This window comes from Exobacillus caeni (genome assembly GCF_005747095.1).
Taxonomy (GTDB): domain Bacteria; phylum Bacillota; class Bacilli; order Bacillales; family Guptibacillaceae; genus Exobacillus; species Exobacillus caeni.
Genome location: NZ_SWLG01000006.1, coordinates 292,191 through 310,041, shown reverse-complemented (window position 1 = coordinate 310,041; position 17,851 = coordinate 292,191). Strand labels below are relative to the sequence as shown.

Below are 17,851 nucleotides of genomic sequence, written 5' to 3'. Positions count from 1 at the left end.
ATATCCTGTCATTCCTTTCCTCTATTTTCAAAAATGGTTTTAACTTTTGGTAAGACGTCATGGCTTCCTTTATTTGCATTCTCTACCAAAAGTAGAACTAAAAAATCTTTTTGTTGAGCATCATAAGCAACAGCCAGGCCATTTTCTTTTCCATCTTCTGTATTTTTTTGCTTGAGTTCAGCTGTGCCTGTTTTCCCTGCAAGTTGCATACCTTCGACCCTTGCATCGTTAGCTGTACCGTTTGGATCTTCTACAACTTGAATTAAATCCTTGTTGATAATAGAGGCTGTTTCTGAAGAAATTATTCCTTTTTTCCAGACATTTTCACCGGAATCTTCCATCTTTAAAACAGGCTTCAATAAGTTACCGTTTGTAATAAATGGTGTATACGATACCGCAAGATGAACGGGATTCATCAGTACTTCACCCTGTCCATAACCGGTATCCGCTAACAATACTCCTTCAGGGGCAACCTGATCATTGGACAACTGTGAAGGGTTCAATGGATAGGAGAAAGGGATTTTCTCTCCTATTCCAAACTGTTTTGCTTCTTTTAAAAATGTATCCCCGCCAATTTTCAATGCTTCTTTCGCGAAATATATGTTATCCGAGTATACAAGTGCGTCTTTTAAATCCACAGGTTTTCCAGGATCAGTGACCCTTCTGACAGAATAATTACCCCAGCCTTCCTCTTTCCAGGTTTCCCCTTTCAGGGCCATTTTTTCATTCGGGTCTAACGTTCCGTTTTTTAGCCCGATAGCGGCAGTGATCGGCTTGAATGTAGAACCGGGTGCGTAGGTCTGTTTAAAACGGGTGACCATTGGTTTGTTTGGATTATTTTGCAATTCTTCATATTTGGAAGTGCTGATGCCCAGAACAAAATCATTGGGATCAAACCCTGGAGTACTCACCATTCCCAGCACCTCTCCGGTTTGGGGATTAATCGCGACTCCTGTTCCTGCATCATCTTTTAACTGTTCATACAAAGATTTTTGGACGGACGCATCGATTGTCAGACGAATATCTTTGCCAGCTCTCGGTTCTTTACTTGCAAGGACCGTGTTTTCTTCTTTGTCTTTATGTTTAATAAAAACAATCGCCCCTGGCTCTCCTTTCAATTCGTTTTCAAAGACCTGTTCTAGTCCTCGCTGGCCGATTTGGGATGATGCTGTATATCCTTTTCCTTTAAGTTCTTCTAACTGTTCAGCGGTGATGTTCTTTATATATCCTGTAAGATGTGCTGCTGCTATATTTAAAGGGTACTCCCTTGCAGGTACTTTACGTTGAACGATGCCATCAAGCGGCATCAGCTTTTCAATCATCTCAGAATTCTTACTATACGTTTTTAGCGGAACGAATGTTTCTTCGCCAACCCAGCTCTGCTCTAACTGTTTATCAATAAATGCTTTTTCTACTTCCATCACCGTTGCAATTTTTCCCTTCGCTTCTTCTTTGTTTTCGCCGAGCCTTCTTGGCTCGATTCCTATGGATATTGCTTCCCCATTGATTGCCAATCCTTTTCCGTCCCGGTCCAACAACTCACCTCTTCTTGGAAGCGTCGTTTTTACACGAACAAGGTCTCCATCACGCATTTTAGGGAAAATCATGGAAGGGTCCCAGCTTAAGTACCAGTTTTCATCCTCCTTCCCTTCTTTGATTAAAATTCCGGTATGAGTATATGTAATTTTACCAGCGATCGTATCCATACTTACGTCATATGGGAAAAACACCTGGCCGCTTTTGTTCGGGACAACATCTTCTTCCGGAGGTGTAAATTGGATATTAACATTGTTCGCTTCAATACCTTCGTAAATATTTTGATAACGTTCAACAAATTCTTCTTTCGAGATTTCGCCTTTTGACTCATTTGAAAGCAAATCATACATCTTGCCAAAATTTTTATCGTTCCAGCTTTTTACATAAGCCGCAAAGCGATCATCAGGCTGCGGTTCCTCTTCGGTGCAACCAGTGAGCAGTCCCATTAAGAATAGAGCAACTAGCAGTGTATATATCATGTGTTTCATTAAAATCCCTCCTATTAAACTTGTACAATCATGCGCTTTTATCATTCTATGAAACCATTATACTGTTTAGACGAACCAGGATGGAAAAATGATGCATCTTATTGAAGATAATGTCATAAAGAACCAGATCCACATATGATGCTGCAAGCACTTAAAACGGAGGGGGAATTCAAATTGGATAATCACATTCGAACAGGTGGTATAATAGGGTCTGCCTGGATGGGAAAACATGTTGTAATTATTCGCTGCAATCCACAGAATAACAGGTTTCTATCAATGCACTCGAGTTATGAAGCTCCACTTGAACCCGCAGTTCAAAACTGTGCCCAGACTTTATCAAACTTGTTAAGTATTGGTTATAAATTAAAACAAGCAGTTGCAATCTCGCATGATGATATTCAGTATATTCTGGTAAAAACATAAAGAAAACTCTTCGATCGGCTATTCTTTGTGGAAGATGGCCGTTAGATTCCCGCAAATATACTTACTTTTCGCCGGCATCGTATCTTCTCCTCTGCTAAAACCATAAAATAAAAAAAGGATAACCCAAAAGAGAATGTAAACCTTTTGAGTCATCCTTCAAACAACAGGAGAGGGAACCGTACAAGTAACATTTTATTAAGGGAAGAATAAAGGATGCTACTGTATGCCAAACCTATGGCCAATGAGTGGATTGCTTAACATTACTTCTCTCTCCAGATTGTTTACTACTACTTTATGCTGAAAAACGTTTCAAGGAAGGGACAAATTACCATAGGGATTAAAAATGGACGAGTAACCAGATAAAGAGGGTTTTCTATCAGACATGCAAAGAAGAGCCTAAGAGGAAACTGCTATCTTAGACTCTTCCATTATTTTACTTAAACTGTTTAAGAAACTCTTTAACCTCACCGGGATTTTTAGTATTGGCACTATGTAAATGCGCCAACTTCTCTCCATTCTTATATACTAATAAGCTTGGAATACCCCGGACCTCATTTAGTTCAGTAATCTCGGGAAGATCTTCGATGTTTAGTTCGAGCCACTTTTTATCTTGATGTTCTGCCATAATATCCCCGATAAAGTGGTCCAATCGTTTACAGTCCGGGCACCATGTCGCTTCATACTTTATGATTGTGACTTTGTTTTCATTAATTGTCTTTTCATACTGATCGTTAGTCTTTATTCTTTCCATCAGTGATCCCCTTCCCCAAAAAATCTATTTAGAAGTATACAACATAACTAAATTGCATGATACCAATATGCTCTCACAAATAGATTTTCAAAATTAGAAAGCAGGCTATCGTAAACAGCCTGCTCAATTACTTAAATCATTCTGGTCGGAATCTTTCTTGTCACCTTCCACCTTATCCCACTTGATCGGACGTGAAAGGTTAAGCTTCTTTTTTAAGTTTAATAAACAATTGAAATGCCCAACATACCACTTATCGAACCTTACCATGTGGATTGTTTCCCAGCTCTTCATTCTCTTTTCACAACCATCACAATGTATTTCCATCCTGCCACTTCCTGTTCAAGTGGTTTTACTTTATGTATATTCAGTAAACACATAAAGTGATAGAAGTTTCGTCTTATTTTCAATGAAAAAGCCCCCATTTTTGGGGGAGCTTTTCGTTCAGTCTTTTAAGTTTTCCGGATTTAAAGATTCTAATTCCTCAATAACAAACTTACCGTCTTTCCGGATTAACCTGTCGTCAAACCAGATTTCCCCGCCGCCATATTCAGGACGCTGAATCAGTACCATGTCCCAATGAACAGCTGATTGATTCCCATTGTATGCTTCATCATAGCATTGGCCCGGGGTAAAGTGGATGGAACCATCAATTTTCTCGTCAAAAAGAATATCCTTCATAGGTTCCTTGATATACGGATTCACTCCAATAGCAAATTCTCCAATATAACGTGCGCCCTCATCTGCATCGAAAATTTTGTTGATTCTTTCTGTATCGTTGGCAGTAGCTTCAACGATTTTGCCATCTTTGAAGGTTAGTTTTACATTTTCAAATACGAACCCGTTATACGGTGATGGAGTGTTATAAGTAATGACGCCATTTACCGAATTCTTTACTGGAGCTGTATAGACCTCTCCATCCGGAATGTTTACTTGTCCGGCACATTTAACCGCAGGAATATCTTTTACTGAAAAAGAAAGATCGGTCCCTTCAGATACTATCCTTACCCTGTCAGTCTCATTCAGAATGGTAACCAGGGCATCCATCGCATTGTTCATTTTTTCATAATCCATCGTACATACATCAAAGTAAAAGTTCTCGAATGCTTCTGTACTCATACTTGCTAGCTGTGCCATAGCCGGATTTGGATAACGCATAACAACCCACTTTGTGTTTTTTACCCGTATATTGCTGTGTACCCCGGTTTTATAGACCCGATTATAGAGGGTGAGTTTTTCATCAGGAACATCAGATAATTCATTGATATTCTCGCTTCCCCGAATGCCGATATACGCATCCATTTTCCTCATTTGTTCTGCATCCGTATCTGCCCAGGTCTGGATTTGTTGTTCTGTGGCATGAAGCAGCAGCTCTCTTAATACCTGGTTATCTCGAATATTAACATATGGGTTTCCGCCTGCTTTGTGTATTTCTTTCACGATCGCCCTTACAAGGGTATTATCAATATCAAAAGCTTCAACTAATACATTTTCTCCCTGTTGGACTCTCGTGGAATAGTGCACCAGAACTTTTGCAAAGCGTTCGAAACGTGGATCCATCATTGTAATTCCTTCTTTCTAAAGTAATCGTTCCCAACACATTATATAGCTTTTTGTTATGTATGAAAAGAATGGCATGGCGATAGTGCGACATGCCTCTTTCTATATATAGCTTTCAAAATGTTGTAGTTTACCGGGAATGAATAAAATGGGCCCTGATTATTTATGGAGCCATTCTTCCAAACGGGAATGTGCTTTCTTTGCATCATTGTATCCATGCTTGTATAAAGAAAGTAGCTTCTTAGGATTCCTTTCGATTCTTCCGACTTCCATTGGAGAGGTTGGCTGGATGACAAAGACAGAATCATTGTCCTTTTGTTCAATATAATCGATTGTTCGATTATACTGCTCTGGCCTATTCTCTAATGAATCGATTAAACCCTCATACTCACGGTATTTTCTTTTAAAAAGCCATTTTCCTTTGAATTTCTTTTTTCGATATCCGGGATTTCTTGTTAGTACCACAACATTCTTTTTATTTCCATCTGATTCGGATTTCTTAATCGGTATAGGATCAGCTATACCACCATCCAGCAAGTATCGATCATCATATTGAATAATCGGTGCCATTAAAGGAAGAGAACTTGAAGCCCTTAACAGAGTAAGGACGTTTTCTTTATGCTCATTTTTTTCAAAATAAACAGGTGAACCAGAAAGACAATCAGTCGTACCGATTACAAACTTTTCCTTCGTATTATGAAATGTTTCATAATCAAAAGGAACAAGCCGGTTTGGAATATCATCAAAAATAAGATCCATACCGAACAACTGCCCTTTTCGAAACAAATTTTTATAAGAGATATAATCTGGGTGCGATGAATAATCGATCGTCACTTTTTTATTTCTTCCTTTTTGTCTTGAGAGATATGAAGCTGCATTGCATGCACCGGCAGATACTCCGATTACATAAGGAAAGATAAAATCGTTTTCCAAAAAATACTCAAGGACACCAGCGGTATATACCCCTCGCATACCGCCTCCTTCTAACACTAATCCTATTTGATTAAACATGAATATAACTTCCTTTTCAATAGCCTTCTTTATCACATTGTAAATAAAGAAGTCATTTACTGGCAAATATAAAGGCTAGAGATTTAATCACAAGGCTCTTTTCTAAAAGATTATTGTTTTTGCACAAAAGCGATAAACTGCGACGAAATTGCACCATTGATTTTCGCTCCGGGCAGTCGCTTTCCGTAGCGGAAAGGTCGCAGAACCTCTCTAAGTGAAGCTTATTAAGCGACAAAGTATTCGAAAGAGCCAATCACAAAGAGATCCAAACGACCACTTTGTCTTTTATCACTCCAAATTTCTTCATGAGGTAAAGGAACAGCAAAAATTTCAACCGCTTTTCCTCCCTTTGCGTATGTCTTTTCAATAGTATAGGTGATGCTCTGTTGTCCTAATTTAAATGAATAAAACAGCTTTTATTGAAGAAAATAATGAATGAAGAGAGAAGGAAAAAAGTGATCAGTGGAAGACGGATTTTGATGGTCAGGGAGATGGTTGCATTGGACAGTCTTGTTGAGATAACAAGGTAGCAAGCAAACCTTTTGAAAGAGGTGTCTCCGAAAGACAAATAGCCGTTTCATCCCATATGGTAAGCTATAACAGTTAACCAGTCCGTTTCCTTCTCCTCTTCTTCAGGGCCTTATCCGAATGGGTAGGGTCCTTTTTCTTTAGAAAGCATCATAAAGACTATATGATTAATAATGAAACTTAAGGCGATAAGTGCTTTTATCTAACTCAAGAGATGCATCGAACGTTTTATTTTCTTTTTTGAATCCTTTTATAATATTCGTTTTTCCATCCTTTAAAAGCTTTTTCACGTTGGCCTGCGACACTGTTTTTCCCAGTACTTTTTTTGAAATAGTAAAATCGCACTTTGTGGAAGCGTAGTTTGAACATCCAAAGAAATTGCCTTTATCAATAATGTTACCGCTACATTTGATACATTTGCCAACCACAGTTCCTGTCGAACGGCGTTTCCCTCTCGATTTCCCTTTAAACTGTTCCGTATCAATGTCCTGGAAATTCCACCCATTGCTTTGATCGACAGCATCAACTATTATTTTAGCCGATAGTTTTTTTGCCTGCTCCATAAAAGCTTTTGAAGAAGCCTCACCCTCGCCTATTTCATGCAGCCTTTGTTCCCATTTTGCTGTCATTTCAGGTGAAGCCAAAATATTTTCTCCGATTGCTTCGATTAAAAGCTTGCCTTTATCAGTTGCATATACCTGGTTCTTTTTCACTTCAATGTACTTCCTGGTTTTTAAAGTTCCTATAATTCCTGCCCTTGTTGCTTCTGTTCCGAGGCCTTCTGTCGACTTTAGAATTTTTACAAGTTCCTGGTCATCAAGGTACTTTCCCGCCGTTTTCATAAGGGTAATAAGCTGGCCTTCCGTATAGCGCTTAGGAGGTTGGGTTTTGCTTTCTTTTACCTTTGTTTTTAATACATGTCCTTTTTCGCCATCTTCCACTGGTGGCAATATCTGATCTTCTTCCGTTTCCTTTTCTTTTATATTTCCGAAGATTACCTTCCTCCAACCTTCTTCGACCTCTGCTTTTCCTTTTGAAAAAAACGTCGCCCTACCGTCAACAAGGGTATGGACTGTAGTATAATCAAAGACAGCTTTATTATAATGAGCTGCGATCAATCGTCTAACAATAATGTCATATATTTTTTGCTCGTCGCCGGAGAGCCTGGACGGATCTGCCACCTGTTCCGTTGGAATAATGGCATAGTGGTCCGACACTTTCTTTTCATTTACAAATCGCTTATTGTTTTCGATCGAGCTTACTTGTAAAGGAAAGAATTTCTTGTATTCATCCAGCCTGCTTATTTTTTCTAGCGTTTCGGGAAAAAGTGACGCTTCTTCCTTCGTTACAAAGCTTGAATCACTCCTAGGATAGGAAATGATTCCTTTAACATAAAGTTTCTGAGCTGTATCCAGTGTTTTTTTGGGTGAAAACTTGTACATTTTGTTTGCGGTTGCCTGCAGTGAAGAGAGATTAAATAAGAAAGGAGGCAAAAATTCTTTTCTTTCCTTCTCAACTTCATTTACAGCAGCCTCTTTATTCTGGCAGAACTGAGATACTTTCTCCGCTGTTTCTAGATCCTTCAGCCTGGAATCGCCTTCTTTATGCCATTTTCCAGTATACATTTTGTCGTTTATCTTAAAGTCGGCAGTAACTTCCCAGAATGGTTCCGATATAAAATTAGCTATTTCGCTTTCTCTTTGAACAATAAGGGCAAGTGTTGGCGTTTGCACTCTTCCAATAGAAAAAACGTCTGAAATTCCTTTCTTTTGAAGAAGAAGCGTGTAGGCTCTAGAAGCGTTCATCCCGATCAACCAGTCAGCACATGCCCTGCTGAGTGCTTCGTAATAAATGTTTCTTGTTTCACTTTCATCCAATAAATTGTTGAAACCGTTTTTTACAGCTCTGGGAGTTAAAGAAGAGATCCAGAGGCGTTTCATTCTTTTTTGCGGTTTGATTTTCGAAAGGATAATCCGAATGATCGCTTCTCCTTCTCGTTCGGCATCTCCCGCTATAATGATTTCCGTAACATCCTGTCTTTGCACTAATTGTTTTATAATGTTGAACTGCTTCCATTTCCCTTTGCTGACTTGATGTTGGAACCGATCCGGAACGATCGGGAGGTGATCCAGCGACCACTTTTTCCACTTATCGTCATAGGACTCAGGAGGGACTAGTTCACATAAATGACCGACAGCCCAGGTTAGCAGTGCACCTTCAGGAAAAGTGTCGTTCGGTTTAATCTCAAGATATCCTTCTTTCTTTGAATGTGGATAAGGTGCCGCCAGTTTTCTTCCCTGGTCCGGCTTTTCAGCGATAATAACTTTCATATCTTTACTCCTTAATACTTCATAAATAGCTTGTTTAGTTATTTTACATTAAAAAACGCCAAATGGGCACCATTTGACATTCTAAGTAGAGAACTAATATTTTAAAAAAGGTTTTAAGGTTTCAAGCATTTTATTAAGCTTTTCAGCGTCCCTGGCATACATTTGCCGGACAGATGCCGAATCGGTTGCAAGAGCATACATTTCCAGGTCAGCCTGGCATTTTTTAATGGAAGCAAGCATCAATGGCTTTGTTATAGGACTTGGTGTTTTGATCTTGTCATCGAACAAATCGACAGTAAGCTGTCCGTCTGAATCTACCTGGGCAAGAAATACATTTTCATATGTAACGCCTATTTTTTCGAGCTCACTTTTTAACCACCCACGGTTTAATCCTGCATTCGCAAGCGGCTCATCTAAAATTTTGCCATCCATAATAACAGTTTGGGGTTCCTTAACCGGTTCTAATTGCAAATTCAAATCTTGCGGAGTCACTGGCTGGTTTTGTTTTTTCAACAGAACGCTAAGATCTCCTCCAGATTCTAGAACAGCAAACTCTACATCAGCCATTGAAAAAACATTCTTTTTCCTTAACTGTTCCAATAATTCATCAGTGGTATAGTTTTCCTTTTTTAAATTATCTTCCATTACTTTTCCATCTTTAATAAACACGGTTGCATCGCCTTCCACTAGACTTCTGAACTTTTGGCTTCGTAAAGATAAGACATTTAAAAGCATTAAAACTGCTGACCATACAAGAATGCTTGTAACTCCGTGAGAGATGGCCATGTTGATATCGATTGAAAGCGTTCCGGCGATGTCACCTATTGTTATACCAACGATATATTCAAAAAACGATAACTTTGATAACTGCTTTTTCCCTAATATCTTTGTAATAAAAAACAGGCCTGCAATAATGAAAAATGACCGTAAAAGTACCTCGATCCATTCTGGCATCGTTCCATTCTCCTTCGATTAAAATCCTTTGTACTGGGGTTCCTGTCTTTCGAGTTCACCTATCCGTCTTTCTAAATCCTTGATTATTTCATCTGAAAGAAGCATCGACTCATGAAAAGCGCGACTTGCCTCCTCGCTTTTTGACTGAAGAGCATAGGTCTGAAGATTGGCGCTGATACTTTTTAACGCAGCAAGGGTTTGTTTAACCTGTGAACCTACAGTCATATGAACACTCCTTATCCTTTTGGCTTGAATAATAACGCTCCTATAAATCCAAATACGATAGCGGCAGAAATCCCTGCGCTGGTTACTTCAAACATCCCGGTTATAACTCCAACTATTCCATGTTGTTCCGCCTCTCTCATAGCTCCATGGACCAGTGCATTTCCAAAGCTAGTGATCGGCACTGTCGCACCTGCTCCAGCGAAATCAATCAACGGTTCGTATAAGCCAAATCCATCGAGTAAAGCGCCTGTAACGACCATCGTACTTAACATATGGGCAGGTGTTAAATTGAAAACATCAAGCATCAACTGACCAGCCAGGCATATTAAGCCCCCCACAATAAACGCCCAAAAAAAGATGCTCATCTTAATATCCACCTCCATATTCGATTGAGACAGCATGTGCAATACAGGGAATGGTTTCGTTCTGCTGGAATGTAATAGGTGATAAAAGGGCTCCTGTTGCTACAACAAGGATTCTTTTTAATTCACCAGCTTTCATGCGGTTTAATAAATGTCCATACACAACAGTGGCAGATGACGCACAACCGCTTGCCCCCGATAAAACAGGCTGGTCATCCGTATACAGCATGAGGCCACAATCCTGGTAAATTTCCTCACTAAGTTCAATCCCATGCTTTTTCAGTAGTTCCTTTGATACATCATGACCAATCTTCCCCAGATCTCCTGTTACAATAAGATCATAATAAGACGGATCTATTTGTCGTTCTTTAAAGTGGGCTTCCAGTGTATCAACTGCTGCAGGGGCCATTGCTCCACCCATGTTAAAAGGATCGCTCATCCCCATATCGATCACTCTACCGATTGTTGCAGATGTTACTCTTGGCCCCATTCCTTCACCACATAAGAGGGCGGCACCAGAACCAGTTACAGTCCATTGGGCAGTTGGGGGTTTCTGTCCTCCATATTCCGTTGGATAACGGAATTGCTTTTCCACTGCCGCATTATGGCTCGCCGTTCCTGTCAGGAGATACTTCGCTCCATGGCCGTTAACGATAAAAGCACCTAAAGCAAGACCTTCCATTGAAGTAGAACAGGCACCGAATATACCGAGATACGGGAAAGATAATGTGCGGCTAGCAAAGCTTGAAGGGGTTATCTGGTTGATAAGGTCACCAGCAATAAGAAATTGGATGTTATCCTTTGGAACACCAGACTTTTCTATCGCTCTCTCGCATGCTTGCTCCAACAAAACCTGATGCGCTTTTTCATAAGAATCCTGTCCTAGCCAGAGATCTTCATGAAGCAAGTCAAAATCGTCTGCAATTTTTCCGTTCGCTTCAAATGGTCCTCCAACAGTGGCAGAAGAAATAATAACCGGTTTATTCTCGAATTCCCATGTCCGATGGCCACGTAGCATTAAAATCCACCCCACTGTATTAAAATAGATTTGATTAAAGCGATCACAAATGCAGAAAAAACACCGAAAAGGATGACGGAACCAGCTAATTTAAACATGTTTCCACCTACCCCAAGAACAAATCCTTCAGAACGGTGTTCGATGGCAGCTGAAATAACCGCGTTGCCAAATCCCGTTACTGGAACTGCACTTCCTGCACCCGCGAACTGAGCTATTCGGTCATAAACACCAAACCCGGTTAACAGCATCGATATAAAGATTAGCGTTGCAACAGTTGGATTCCCGGCTGTTTGCTCATTGAAATCAAAATAATAAATGTATGCTGTTTGGATAGTCTGCCCTATGAGACATATAAACCCGCCGATAAGAAATGCTTTTATAGAATTAGCAAGCACCGGCCGCTTTGTTTCTTTGTTCTTTTCCAGTTGTTGATACTGTTGTTGAACAGGAGTAAGTTTTTTCTTTTTGTTACTCGACATAATCGTTTCCTCTTTCCGATGTTTAAGTTTCTTCGTTCATTAATTTGATTAATCGCATCATTTCTTTATCGAGTTTTTTTGAACTCATCGTACCCATTTTTATTTTTGACTTAACTTCCCCTATTTGTTGGGTGATTTTTGAATCGGTTGTTACATTGATTTCTTTCTTTGGAAACTCTTTTTGAAGCTGTTGCTTAATTTCCTTTTCGTGTCTTTTAAGTTGGAATCGATCAAATTGTTTTACATTGAAAGTTAACAACATCTGTTTATTCGTATTGAATGCTACTGCTTCTGTTACCTCATCTCGTTTTTTAACAATTTTTTCTGCTCTTTTTGCTGGTGTCTGGTCATAAGTTGAAGCAGTGTTTATTTTTGCACCCTGTTTACTTTTGGTTTCAGTGTTTTCATCAGTTTGGTTACAAGCTGTAAATCCAAACAATAAAACTAACAATAAGGCTACTTTCATAAAGAGCTTCATATTTACCATCCTTTTCTAATTATGTATGAACTGGCCAGGGGTCGAAGATTATTCCCCTGGCCTCGAGTTTTTATTGTTTGTATTGTGGTTCTTCCTGCTCGATTTGTTGAAGGCGAGGGGTCACCTGGTCAATCAATGTTTGAGTTTGCTGTGCAGCAGTTTGGAAAAGCTGCTTTGCTTGCTGGTTTTCTGTTTGGAGAGCAAATGTTTCAAAACTAGCCTGGGCACTTTTTAATCCAGCCATTGTTTGTTTTACCTGACTTGCAACAGTCATATAAAAACCCCCTGTATTGTATTTAACTATTGGAACATTTATTAGAATTAGTTTTTATCGAAATATTATAGGTGACATTTTTATCCAGTTCGTGTTATTTTCATTTCTAGCCATTGAATTTAAACCAAAGAATTGAAAGCGTTTGATATAATGTGCTTAGAGGAAGAACAAAGGCGGGAAAAATGATGGAAAATAAAGCAGAGATCGAACAACAAGATCAACACCTCCCCGGGGGAAAAAATAAAAGAAAATTAAAAACGGAAAAGTTGGATTCTTTATTAGCCTCTCTTATCAGCTTTGGTAATCGAACATGGCGTGGTGCTGCTGTTGGGGCTGCTTCAATGTTTATATTGGTTATCGTCTCCATCGGGTTCGGTATCAATACTGGCCTTGGTAAATCTTTGGATACAGGTATTTATCTTGTTGTCGGAATACTGGGGCTTTTGATTGGCTGGGGTCTTCTATATATAGGAATAAAACTGTTAAAAAAAATGAAAACAGCCTTTTTAGCTGCTGCAGTAATCAGTGTCATTTTAACCATTTACACGCTTGATCAATTCAGGTCCTTAAATTCCATTCTAGTATTAAGTTATACATTGGTCGGAATAGGCATTGTTGCTGGAGGATCTTTAGGGTATGTAAAAAGTAAAGGATTAAGAAACGCATCGTCTTTCGTTTTTTTATTCATTTTCTTAACTGTTACTGCTTCATTTTTCTTTTGGCTTTTAACACCGGGATATAATCCATACCCTGTAAACGCAGGTAAAGAGATCGATCCTATACCTCTCCTTGCAGAAAACCCTTCTAAGACGGGTGCTTTTACTTTTAAAACCCTGACGTACGGAAGTGGAGATGACAAACAACGAGTAGAGTTTGGAGAAAAGGTCGACTTGAAGGTCGACCCGATCAACGCTTTTCGAATGATTGATGGCTGGGATAAAAAAAGAACGTGGTTCTGGGGATTTGATGAAACAAATATTCCTCTGAACGGGCGGGTATGGATTCCAGACGGTATAGGAAAATTTCCGCTTGTCTTAATGGTCCATGGAAACCATAAGATGGAAGAGTTTTCGGATACCGGGTATAACTACTTGGGAACACTGCTTGCAAGCAGAGGTTTTATCGCTGTTTCAGTTGATGAAAACTTCTTGAACTCCTCCTGGTCCGGTAGTCTTAATAATGAAATAAACGCTAGAGCCTGGCTGTTGTTAAAGCATATTCAACAGTTAGAAAAATTCAATCAAACATCCAGCTCTCCCTTATCCAATAAAATTGATATGGAAAATATTGCGTTGATGGGGCATTCAAGGGGCGGACAGGCAGTTGCACTCGCTGCTTTATTTAACAAATTGCCGAATTATCCAAACAATGGAAGCGTATCGTTTGATTTTAACTATAACATCAATTCGATTATTGCTATCGCTCCAACCGATTATCACAAGATAGCTGATAAAGATATCAAGCTTGAAAATATTAACTACCTTTTACTGCATGGTTCTTATGACAGTGACGTATCAGAATTTAGCGGTGACCGCCAATTCGAAGATATAACATTTACCGCAGACGGGGATTGGTTCAAAACATCCCTTTATATTCATGGAGCTAACCATGGACAGTTCAATACTGTCTGGGGTGATGATACATCATTTCCGTTTAACCTGTTGATCAATAAAGAACCGTTAATTAGCGGAGATGAACAAAGGCAAATAGCTAAGACGTATATATCCTCTTTTCTAGAATCTACCTTAAAAGGAAAACAGGAATATAAACCGATCTTTCAAGATTACCGGTATGCGCTTAATTGGATGCCGGAAAAAGTATATATAAATCGCTATTCAGACAATTCGATAAGATTGCTCAGTGATTATGAAGAGGATATAGACATCACAACAGGAACAATTGAGGGTGTTGAACAAACTGGCAAAAGCTTGAGCCAGTGGTATGAAAATGAGCTTGAATACAGACGTAACTTTGAAAGAAAAAACCACGGAGTATTTATCAAGTGGAATGAAACTTATTCCGATAATGGCCGTTATATTGTTTCCCTACCTGAAGCTAATTTAAGCGAAATTAATTTCACAGAAGATTCATCCGTCACTTTTTCCGTTGCTAACTTAGGGGTTGAAGAAAATGATACATTTAAAGGAGATTCGGTTGATTTTTCGATTAAGCTAACCTCAAAGAACGGTGCATCTGCCACATTGCCTTTGCATACATTTGGTAAGGTTCCACCGGTACTCCAGATCCAGCATACAAAAACAAAGTTTTATCAGGATAGCCGTTATGGTGAAAAGACAGAACCGGTATTACAATCCTTTGTTCTCCCACTTAAGAATTTTAAGTTAGAGAACTCTCGCTTTGATCCAAAACAACTGACTAAAGTGACTTTTCTTTTTAATAAAAGTAAAAAGGGAAAAATAATAATTGATGATATAGGCATACGTCCTTAAGAAAATCTTAACCGGTATAACAGAAAACAACTCCCAATCATCTCCCGTTTTCTACTTCACAGAAAAAGGTTCGGTGCAATGACCGAACCTTTTTCTCAAATTCGATTAGATCGAACAAGCTGCCACACCATTTTTTTCAAAGTAATTTTGGTGGTACTCTTCCGCACGGTAAAATTCAGATGCTCGCGATATCTCGGTTACTATAGGCTTTTTAAATGTACCTTCAACACCCTTCTTTTCTTTTGAAGCGTGCGCTGTTTTCTCTTGTTCTGCATCATGAAAGAAAATAGCCGACCTATATTGTGATCCTCTGTCCTCTCCCTGGCGGTTTAATGAAGTTGGATTATGGCTATTCCAAAAAACTTCCAATAGATCTTCATAGCTTATTCTTAATGGATTATATTTAATTTCTACTACCTCTGCATGGCCAGTTTCATTTGTGCAAACCTGCTCATATGTCGGATGTGCAAGTGTGCCTCCCATATAACCTACCTGTGTAGAAATAACTCCTTCTAATTCTTTAAACACGGCTTCTACTCCCCAAAAACATCCTGCTCCAAATGTTGCTTTCATCTATTTCTACGCCCTTTCTTTTTCGTTTCTTAACTGGTTATATTCTTTTTCTAAGTCGGAAAGAGGCAGCATATATAGCTGTTTGTCTCCCATTTTAAAAATACCCCTTGCCAGTAAATAATCTATCAAGCATTTTTTTCTCGTTTCAGCTCTTTGTACTGGTTTTGCCAAATAATCACCTCTTGATCACAAAGTGGATGGAAGAGGAAAATGTAAAAAAACCCTCTTCTTAACAGAAGAGGGTTAATCTTTTATGATTTCTCCTCTTCTTATTTTCCGACGTATCCGCCGCAGGAATTGGCACGGTGTTCCCAATGAGTGAGAATCCGCTGCCGAGGTTTCGTAGGGCCAGTCCCTCCACCTCTCTGAATAAGAAGAATTAAACGTATTTTCATTTTTTATTAGATTACCTTAGTAAAGACTAGATGTCAAGTCTTTATGTTTTTATTTTACAGAAATAACTATTTTTCCTTTTGCATGATGCGATTCACTAAGTTCATGTGCCTGCTGAAGTCCCGACTCACTAAACTTAAAGGTGTGCCCGACATTCGGTTTAACGGCTCGTTTTTCCATCAGATCCGCAATCTCTTGTAATTGCGATCCATTTGGTTCTAACCATAGAAAGCCTGCCTTTATCCCGTGTTCTTTTGCTTCTTCCTCATCTGGAGGTGCTACGATCGAAACAAGCCGTCCTCCTTTTTTCAGAACGTTATAGCTTTTCTGTTGTATTTCTCCTCCCAGAGAATCTAATACAATATCAAAGTCACTCAGTTCTTTTTCAAAATCCTGTTCTTTATAGTTAATCACTGTGTCTGCCCCAAGAGATCTTAAGAAATCAATATTTTTTTCACTTGCTGTAGTTGCGACTTCTGCCCCAAAATGCTTTGCAAATTGGATGCCGAATGTCCCAACACCCCCTGCGCCGGCATGGATTAGTACCCTGTCTCCTTTTTTTATATTTCCGAAGTCAACAAGACACTGCCAGGCTGTTAAACCCGCAAGTGGAACCGAAGCGGCTTCCTCAAAAGAAATATTAGAAGGGATTCCGGCTAATAAATCTTCGTCTACCGAAACATATTCCGCATAAGATCCGTTGGCAGTTGTTGCAGGCCTTGCGAAGACTCTGTCTCCTTCTTCAAAGTTTTCCACTTTATCTCCGACGTGTTTGATAACGCCTGCGACATCCCATCCAAGAATGATTGGAAAATCAAAAGGGAGCATTTCCTTCAAATTCCCTTCCCTTACTTTCCAATCGATGGGATTGATTGAGGTAGCATGTGTTTCAACAAGAACCTGGTTTTCTTTCACGTCAGGAATAGGAACTTCTTTTTCTTTTAGTTGGTCTTTTCCTCCATATTGTTCTATGACAATAGCTTTCATGAAATCTTCTCCTTTACTGTGCAAAAATGTGATGTTTAACCTGCATTCCACAAAACATCTTTCGTTAAACAATCAAAAGTTATTCTTATTTACTTTATAAATCTGCCTCGCAGCTTCTGCACCCTGTTTCTTCCCTTCCTTCAATCCTCTCCTATAAGCTTCTATCATCATTTCTTCCACAACTTTTTTGTCATCCCTGGGAAGACCATTAAGAAATTGCTGATATTTTTGAGCCAATTCGATATGGTTAAGGATCCAATTTTCTGCATTGTCAAAATCCATAAGTCGCCTCCTTTATGCCAGTCTGTTATTAGTATCAATTTTTTTGCTGTTCTTATGATTTGCTTTACCACTTCTACTAAAATTGTAAGCATTTATTAAAAAAGCTCTCCTTATGGAGAGCTTTTGCTACTATTCTGTTGCTTCGAGTTGGCGCAAGGCTTGCTTGAAGTTTTCCAGTGGCTGGGCACCGACCACTTTGTACTTTCCATTTATAATAAATGTTGGGGTACCTGAGACTCCTAGCCTTCTCCCTTCCTCATTAGCTTCTTTTAATGTCGGTAAATAAGTTTCCTTTTCAAGAGCATTTTCCATTTCTGTTCTGTTCAAACCGATCCTTTCAGCGATCTCCAATAATATATTAGTGTCTCCGATATCTTTACCTTCAGTGAAATACGATTTGAATACCTCTTCATGGAATTGATCAAACTTCCCTTGATCTCTTGCATACTCACTTGCTTCGAGCGCTTTTTGTGAATTGGAAAGAATCGATACGTTTGTAGATTCTATTCCGTACGGAGCACCTGCTCGATTGAACTGATTATACATCGCATTTATATCTGCATTGGGGAATTTTTCTTTTAGAGAAACTCCACTTTCAGGTGTTTCTGGATGTATTTCATAACTTACCCATTCATCTTCTATATCAAATTCCTTTTTCAACTCTTCGACAAGACCCTTGCCGACATAACAAAACGGTCATATATAATCTGAAAAAATTCTGAAGTTAAACTTCATTCCGTAATCGCTCCTTT

The 17,851-nt window shown here is 39.1% G+C and carries 19 protein-coding genes, 1 pseudogene and 1 riboswitch; of the genes and pseudogenes, 2 read left to right on the top strand and 18 right to left on the bottom strand.

Going from position 1 to position 17,851, the window contains the following annotated elements; translation table 11 throughout:
* Positions 1-8 precede the first annotated feature (8 nt).
* The gene (locus FCL54_RS10685; RefSeq protein WP_171016779.1) at positions 9-2,024 is read right to left on the bottom strand and encodes a penicillin-binding transpeptidase domain-containing protein; all 2,016 of its coding nucleotides are present in this window, start codon (positions 2,022-2,024) and stop codon (positions 9-11) included.
* A 174-nt stretch (positions 2,025-2,198) separates the two neighbouring features.
* Between FCL54_RS10685 and FCL54_RS10680 the strand changes: the two genes are divergently transcribed.
* Positions 2,199-2,447, top strand: a complete 249-nt coding sequence (locus FCL54_RS10680) for a hypothetical protein (protein ID WP_246055206.1) — start codon at positions 2,199-2,201, stop codon at positions 2,445-2,447.
* Between the two features lie 433 nt (positions 2,448-2,880).
* Here FCL54_RS10680 and FCL54_RS10675 read toward each other — a convergent pair whose 3' ends face one another.
* The 12 genes from FCL54_RS10675 to FCL54_RS10620 form a co-directional block, all read right to left on the bottom strand.
* The gene (locus tag FCL54_RS10675; protein WP_138126166.1) at positions 2,881-3,198 is read right to left on the bottom strand and encodes a thioredoxin family protein; all 318 of its coding nucleotides are present in this window, start codon (positions 3,196-3,198) and stop codon (positions 2,881-2,883) included.
* A gap of 123 nt (positions 3,199-3,321) precedes the next feature.
* Positions 3,322-3,522 (bottom strand): hypothetical protein, encoded by a 201-nt coding sequence (locus tag FCL54_RS10670; protein WP_138126164.1) that lies wholly within the window; start codon positions 3,520-3,522, stop codon positions 3,322-3,324.
* A 117-nt stretch (positions 3,523-3,639) separates the two neighbouring features.
* Entirely contained in the window at positions 3,640-4,758 is a 1,119-nt protein-coding gene (locus FCL54_RS10665) for an aminopeptidase (protein ID WP_138126162.1), read from the bottom strand.
* Positions 4,759-4,914: 156 nt separating this feature from the next.
* A complete protein-coding gene (locus FCL54_RS10660; protein ID WP_138126160.1) occupies positions 4,915-5,766 on the bottom strand; it encodes a patatin-like phospholipase family protein in 852 nt (283 codons plus the stop codon).
* A 695-nt stretch (positions 5,767-6,461) separates the two neighbouring features.
* Complete coding sequence (locus FCL54_RS10655; protein ID WP_138126158.1) at positions 6,462-8,624, bottom strand: DNA topoisomerase III; 2,163 nt, start codon at positions 8,622-8,624, stop codon at positions 6,462-6,464.
* A gap of 93 nt (positions 8,625-8,717) precedes the next feature.
* Positions 8,718-9,578: a DUF421 domain-containing protein gene (locus tag FCL54_RS10650; RefSeq protein ID WP_138126156.1), complete on the bottom strand. Its 861-nt coding sequence runs from the start codon at positions 9,576-9,578 to the stop codon at positions 8,718-8,720.
* Between the two features lie 18 nt (positions 9,579-9,596).
* Complete coding sequence (locus tag FCL54_RS10645; protein ID WP_138126154.1) at positions 9,597-9,803, bottom strand: DUF1657 domain-containing protein; 207 nt, start codon at positions 9,801-9,803, stop codon at positions 9,597-9,599.
* Between the two features lie 11 nt (positions 9,804-9,814).
* On the bottom strand, positions 9,815-10,168 hold the full coding sequence (spoVAE, locus tag FCL54_RS10640; RefSeq protein ID WP_138126152.1) for a stage V sporulation protein AE: 354 nt from the start codon (positions 10,166-10,168) through the stop codon (positions 9,815-9,817).
* Position 10,169: 1 nt separating this feature from the next.
* Positions 10,170-11,183: a stage V sporulation protein AD gene (gene spoVAD / locus FCL54_RS10635; protein ID WP_138126150.1), complete on the bottom strand. Its 1,014-nt coding sequence runs from the start codon at positions 11,181-11,183 to the stop codon at positions 10,170-10,172.
* Positions 11,183-11,662 carry a stage V sporulation protein AC gene (gene spoVAC / locus FCL54_RS10630; protein WP_138126148.1) on the bottom strand — a complete coding sequence of 160 codons (480 nt, stop codon included), beginning with the start codon at positions 11,660-11,662 and terminating at the stop codon, positions 11,183-11,185. The genes spoVAD and spoVAC overlap by 1 nt, the downstream gene beginning before the upstream one ends.
* Positions 11,663-11,684: 22 nt before the next feature.
* The gene (locus tag FCL54_RS10625; protein WP_171016778.1) at positions 11,685-12,140 is read right to left on the bottom strand and encodes a YhcN/YlaJ family sporulation lipoprotein; all 456 of its coding nucleotides are present in this window, start codon (positions 12,138-12,140) and stop codon (positions 11,685-11,687) included.
* A gap of 70 nt (positions 12,141-12,210) precedes the next feature.
* Positions 12,211-12,414 (bottom strand): DUF1657 domain-containing protein, encoded by a 204-nt coding sequence (locus tag FCL54_RS10620; RefSeq protein WP_138126144.1) that lies wholly within the window; start codon positions 12,412-12,414, stop codon positions 12,211-12,213.
* A 185-nt stretch (positions 12,415-12,599) separates the two neighbouring features.
* Here FCL54_RS10620 and FCL54_RS10615 point away from each other — a divergent pair, with 185 nt between their 5' ends.
* Entirely contained in the window at positions 12,600-14,864 is a 2,265-nt protein-coding gene (locus FCL54_RS10615; protein ID WP_171016777.1) for an alpha/beta hydrolase family protein, read from the top strand.
* Positions 14,865-14,969: 105 nt separating this feature from the next.
* Here the strand turns inward: FCL54_RS10615 and msrA are convergent, their stop codons facing one another.
* The 5 genes and pseudogenes from msrA to FCL54_RS10590 all read right to left on the bottom strand — a co-directional run.
* Positions 14,970-15,437 carry a peptide-methionine (S)-S-oxide reductase MsrA gene (msrA, locus tag FCL54_RS10610; protein ID WP_138126140.1) on the bottom strand — a complete coding sequence of 156 codons (468 nt, stop codon included), beginning with the start codon at positions 15,435-15,437 and terminating at the stop codon, positions 14,970-14,972.
* A 6-nt stretch (positions 15,438-15,443) separates the two neighbouring features.
* The gene (locus tag FCL54_RS10605; protein ID WP_138126138.1) at positions 15,444-15,608 is read right to left on the bottom strand and encodes a Fur-regulated basic protein FbpA; all 165 of its coding nucleotides are present in this window, start codon (positions 15,606-15,608) and stop codon (positions 15,444-15,446) included.
* 95 nt (positions 15,609-15,703) lie between these two features.
* A riboswitch (SAM riboswitch) is annotated at positions 15,704-15,813 on the bottom strand.
* 68 nt (positions 15,814-15,881) lie between these two features.
* Positions 15,882-16,817 (bottom strand): NADP-dependent oxidoreductase, encoded by a 936-nt coding sequence (locus FCL54_RS10600; protein WP_138126136.1) that lies wholly within the window; start codon positions 16,815-16,817, stop codon positions 15,882-15,884.
* 72 nt (positions 16,818-16,889) lie between these two features.
* Positions 16,890-17,099, bottom strand: coding sequence for a hypothetical protein (locus FCL54_RS10595; RefSeq protein WP_138126134.1), 210 nt, complete (start codon positions 17,097-17,099; stop codon positions 16,890-16,892).
* 129 nt (positions 17,100-17,228) lie between these two features.
* Positions 17,229-17,783 (bottom strand): annotated as a pseudogene (locus FCL54_RS10590) (DsbA family oxidoreductase); the annotation flags it as partial.
* Positions 17,784-17,851 lie beyond the last annotated feature (68 nt).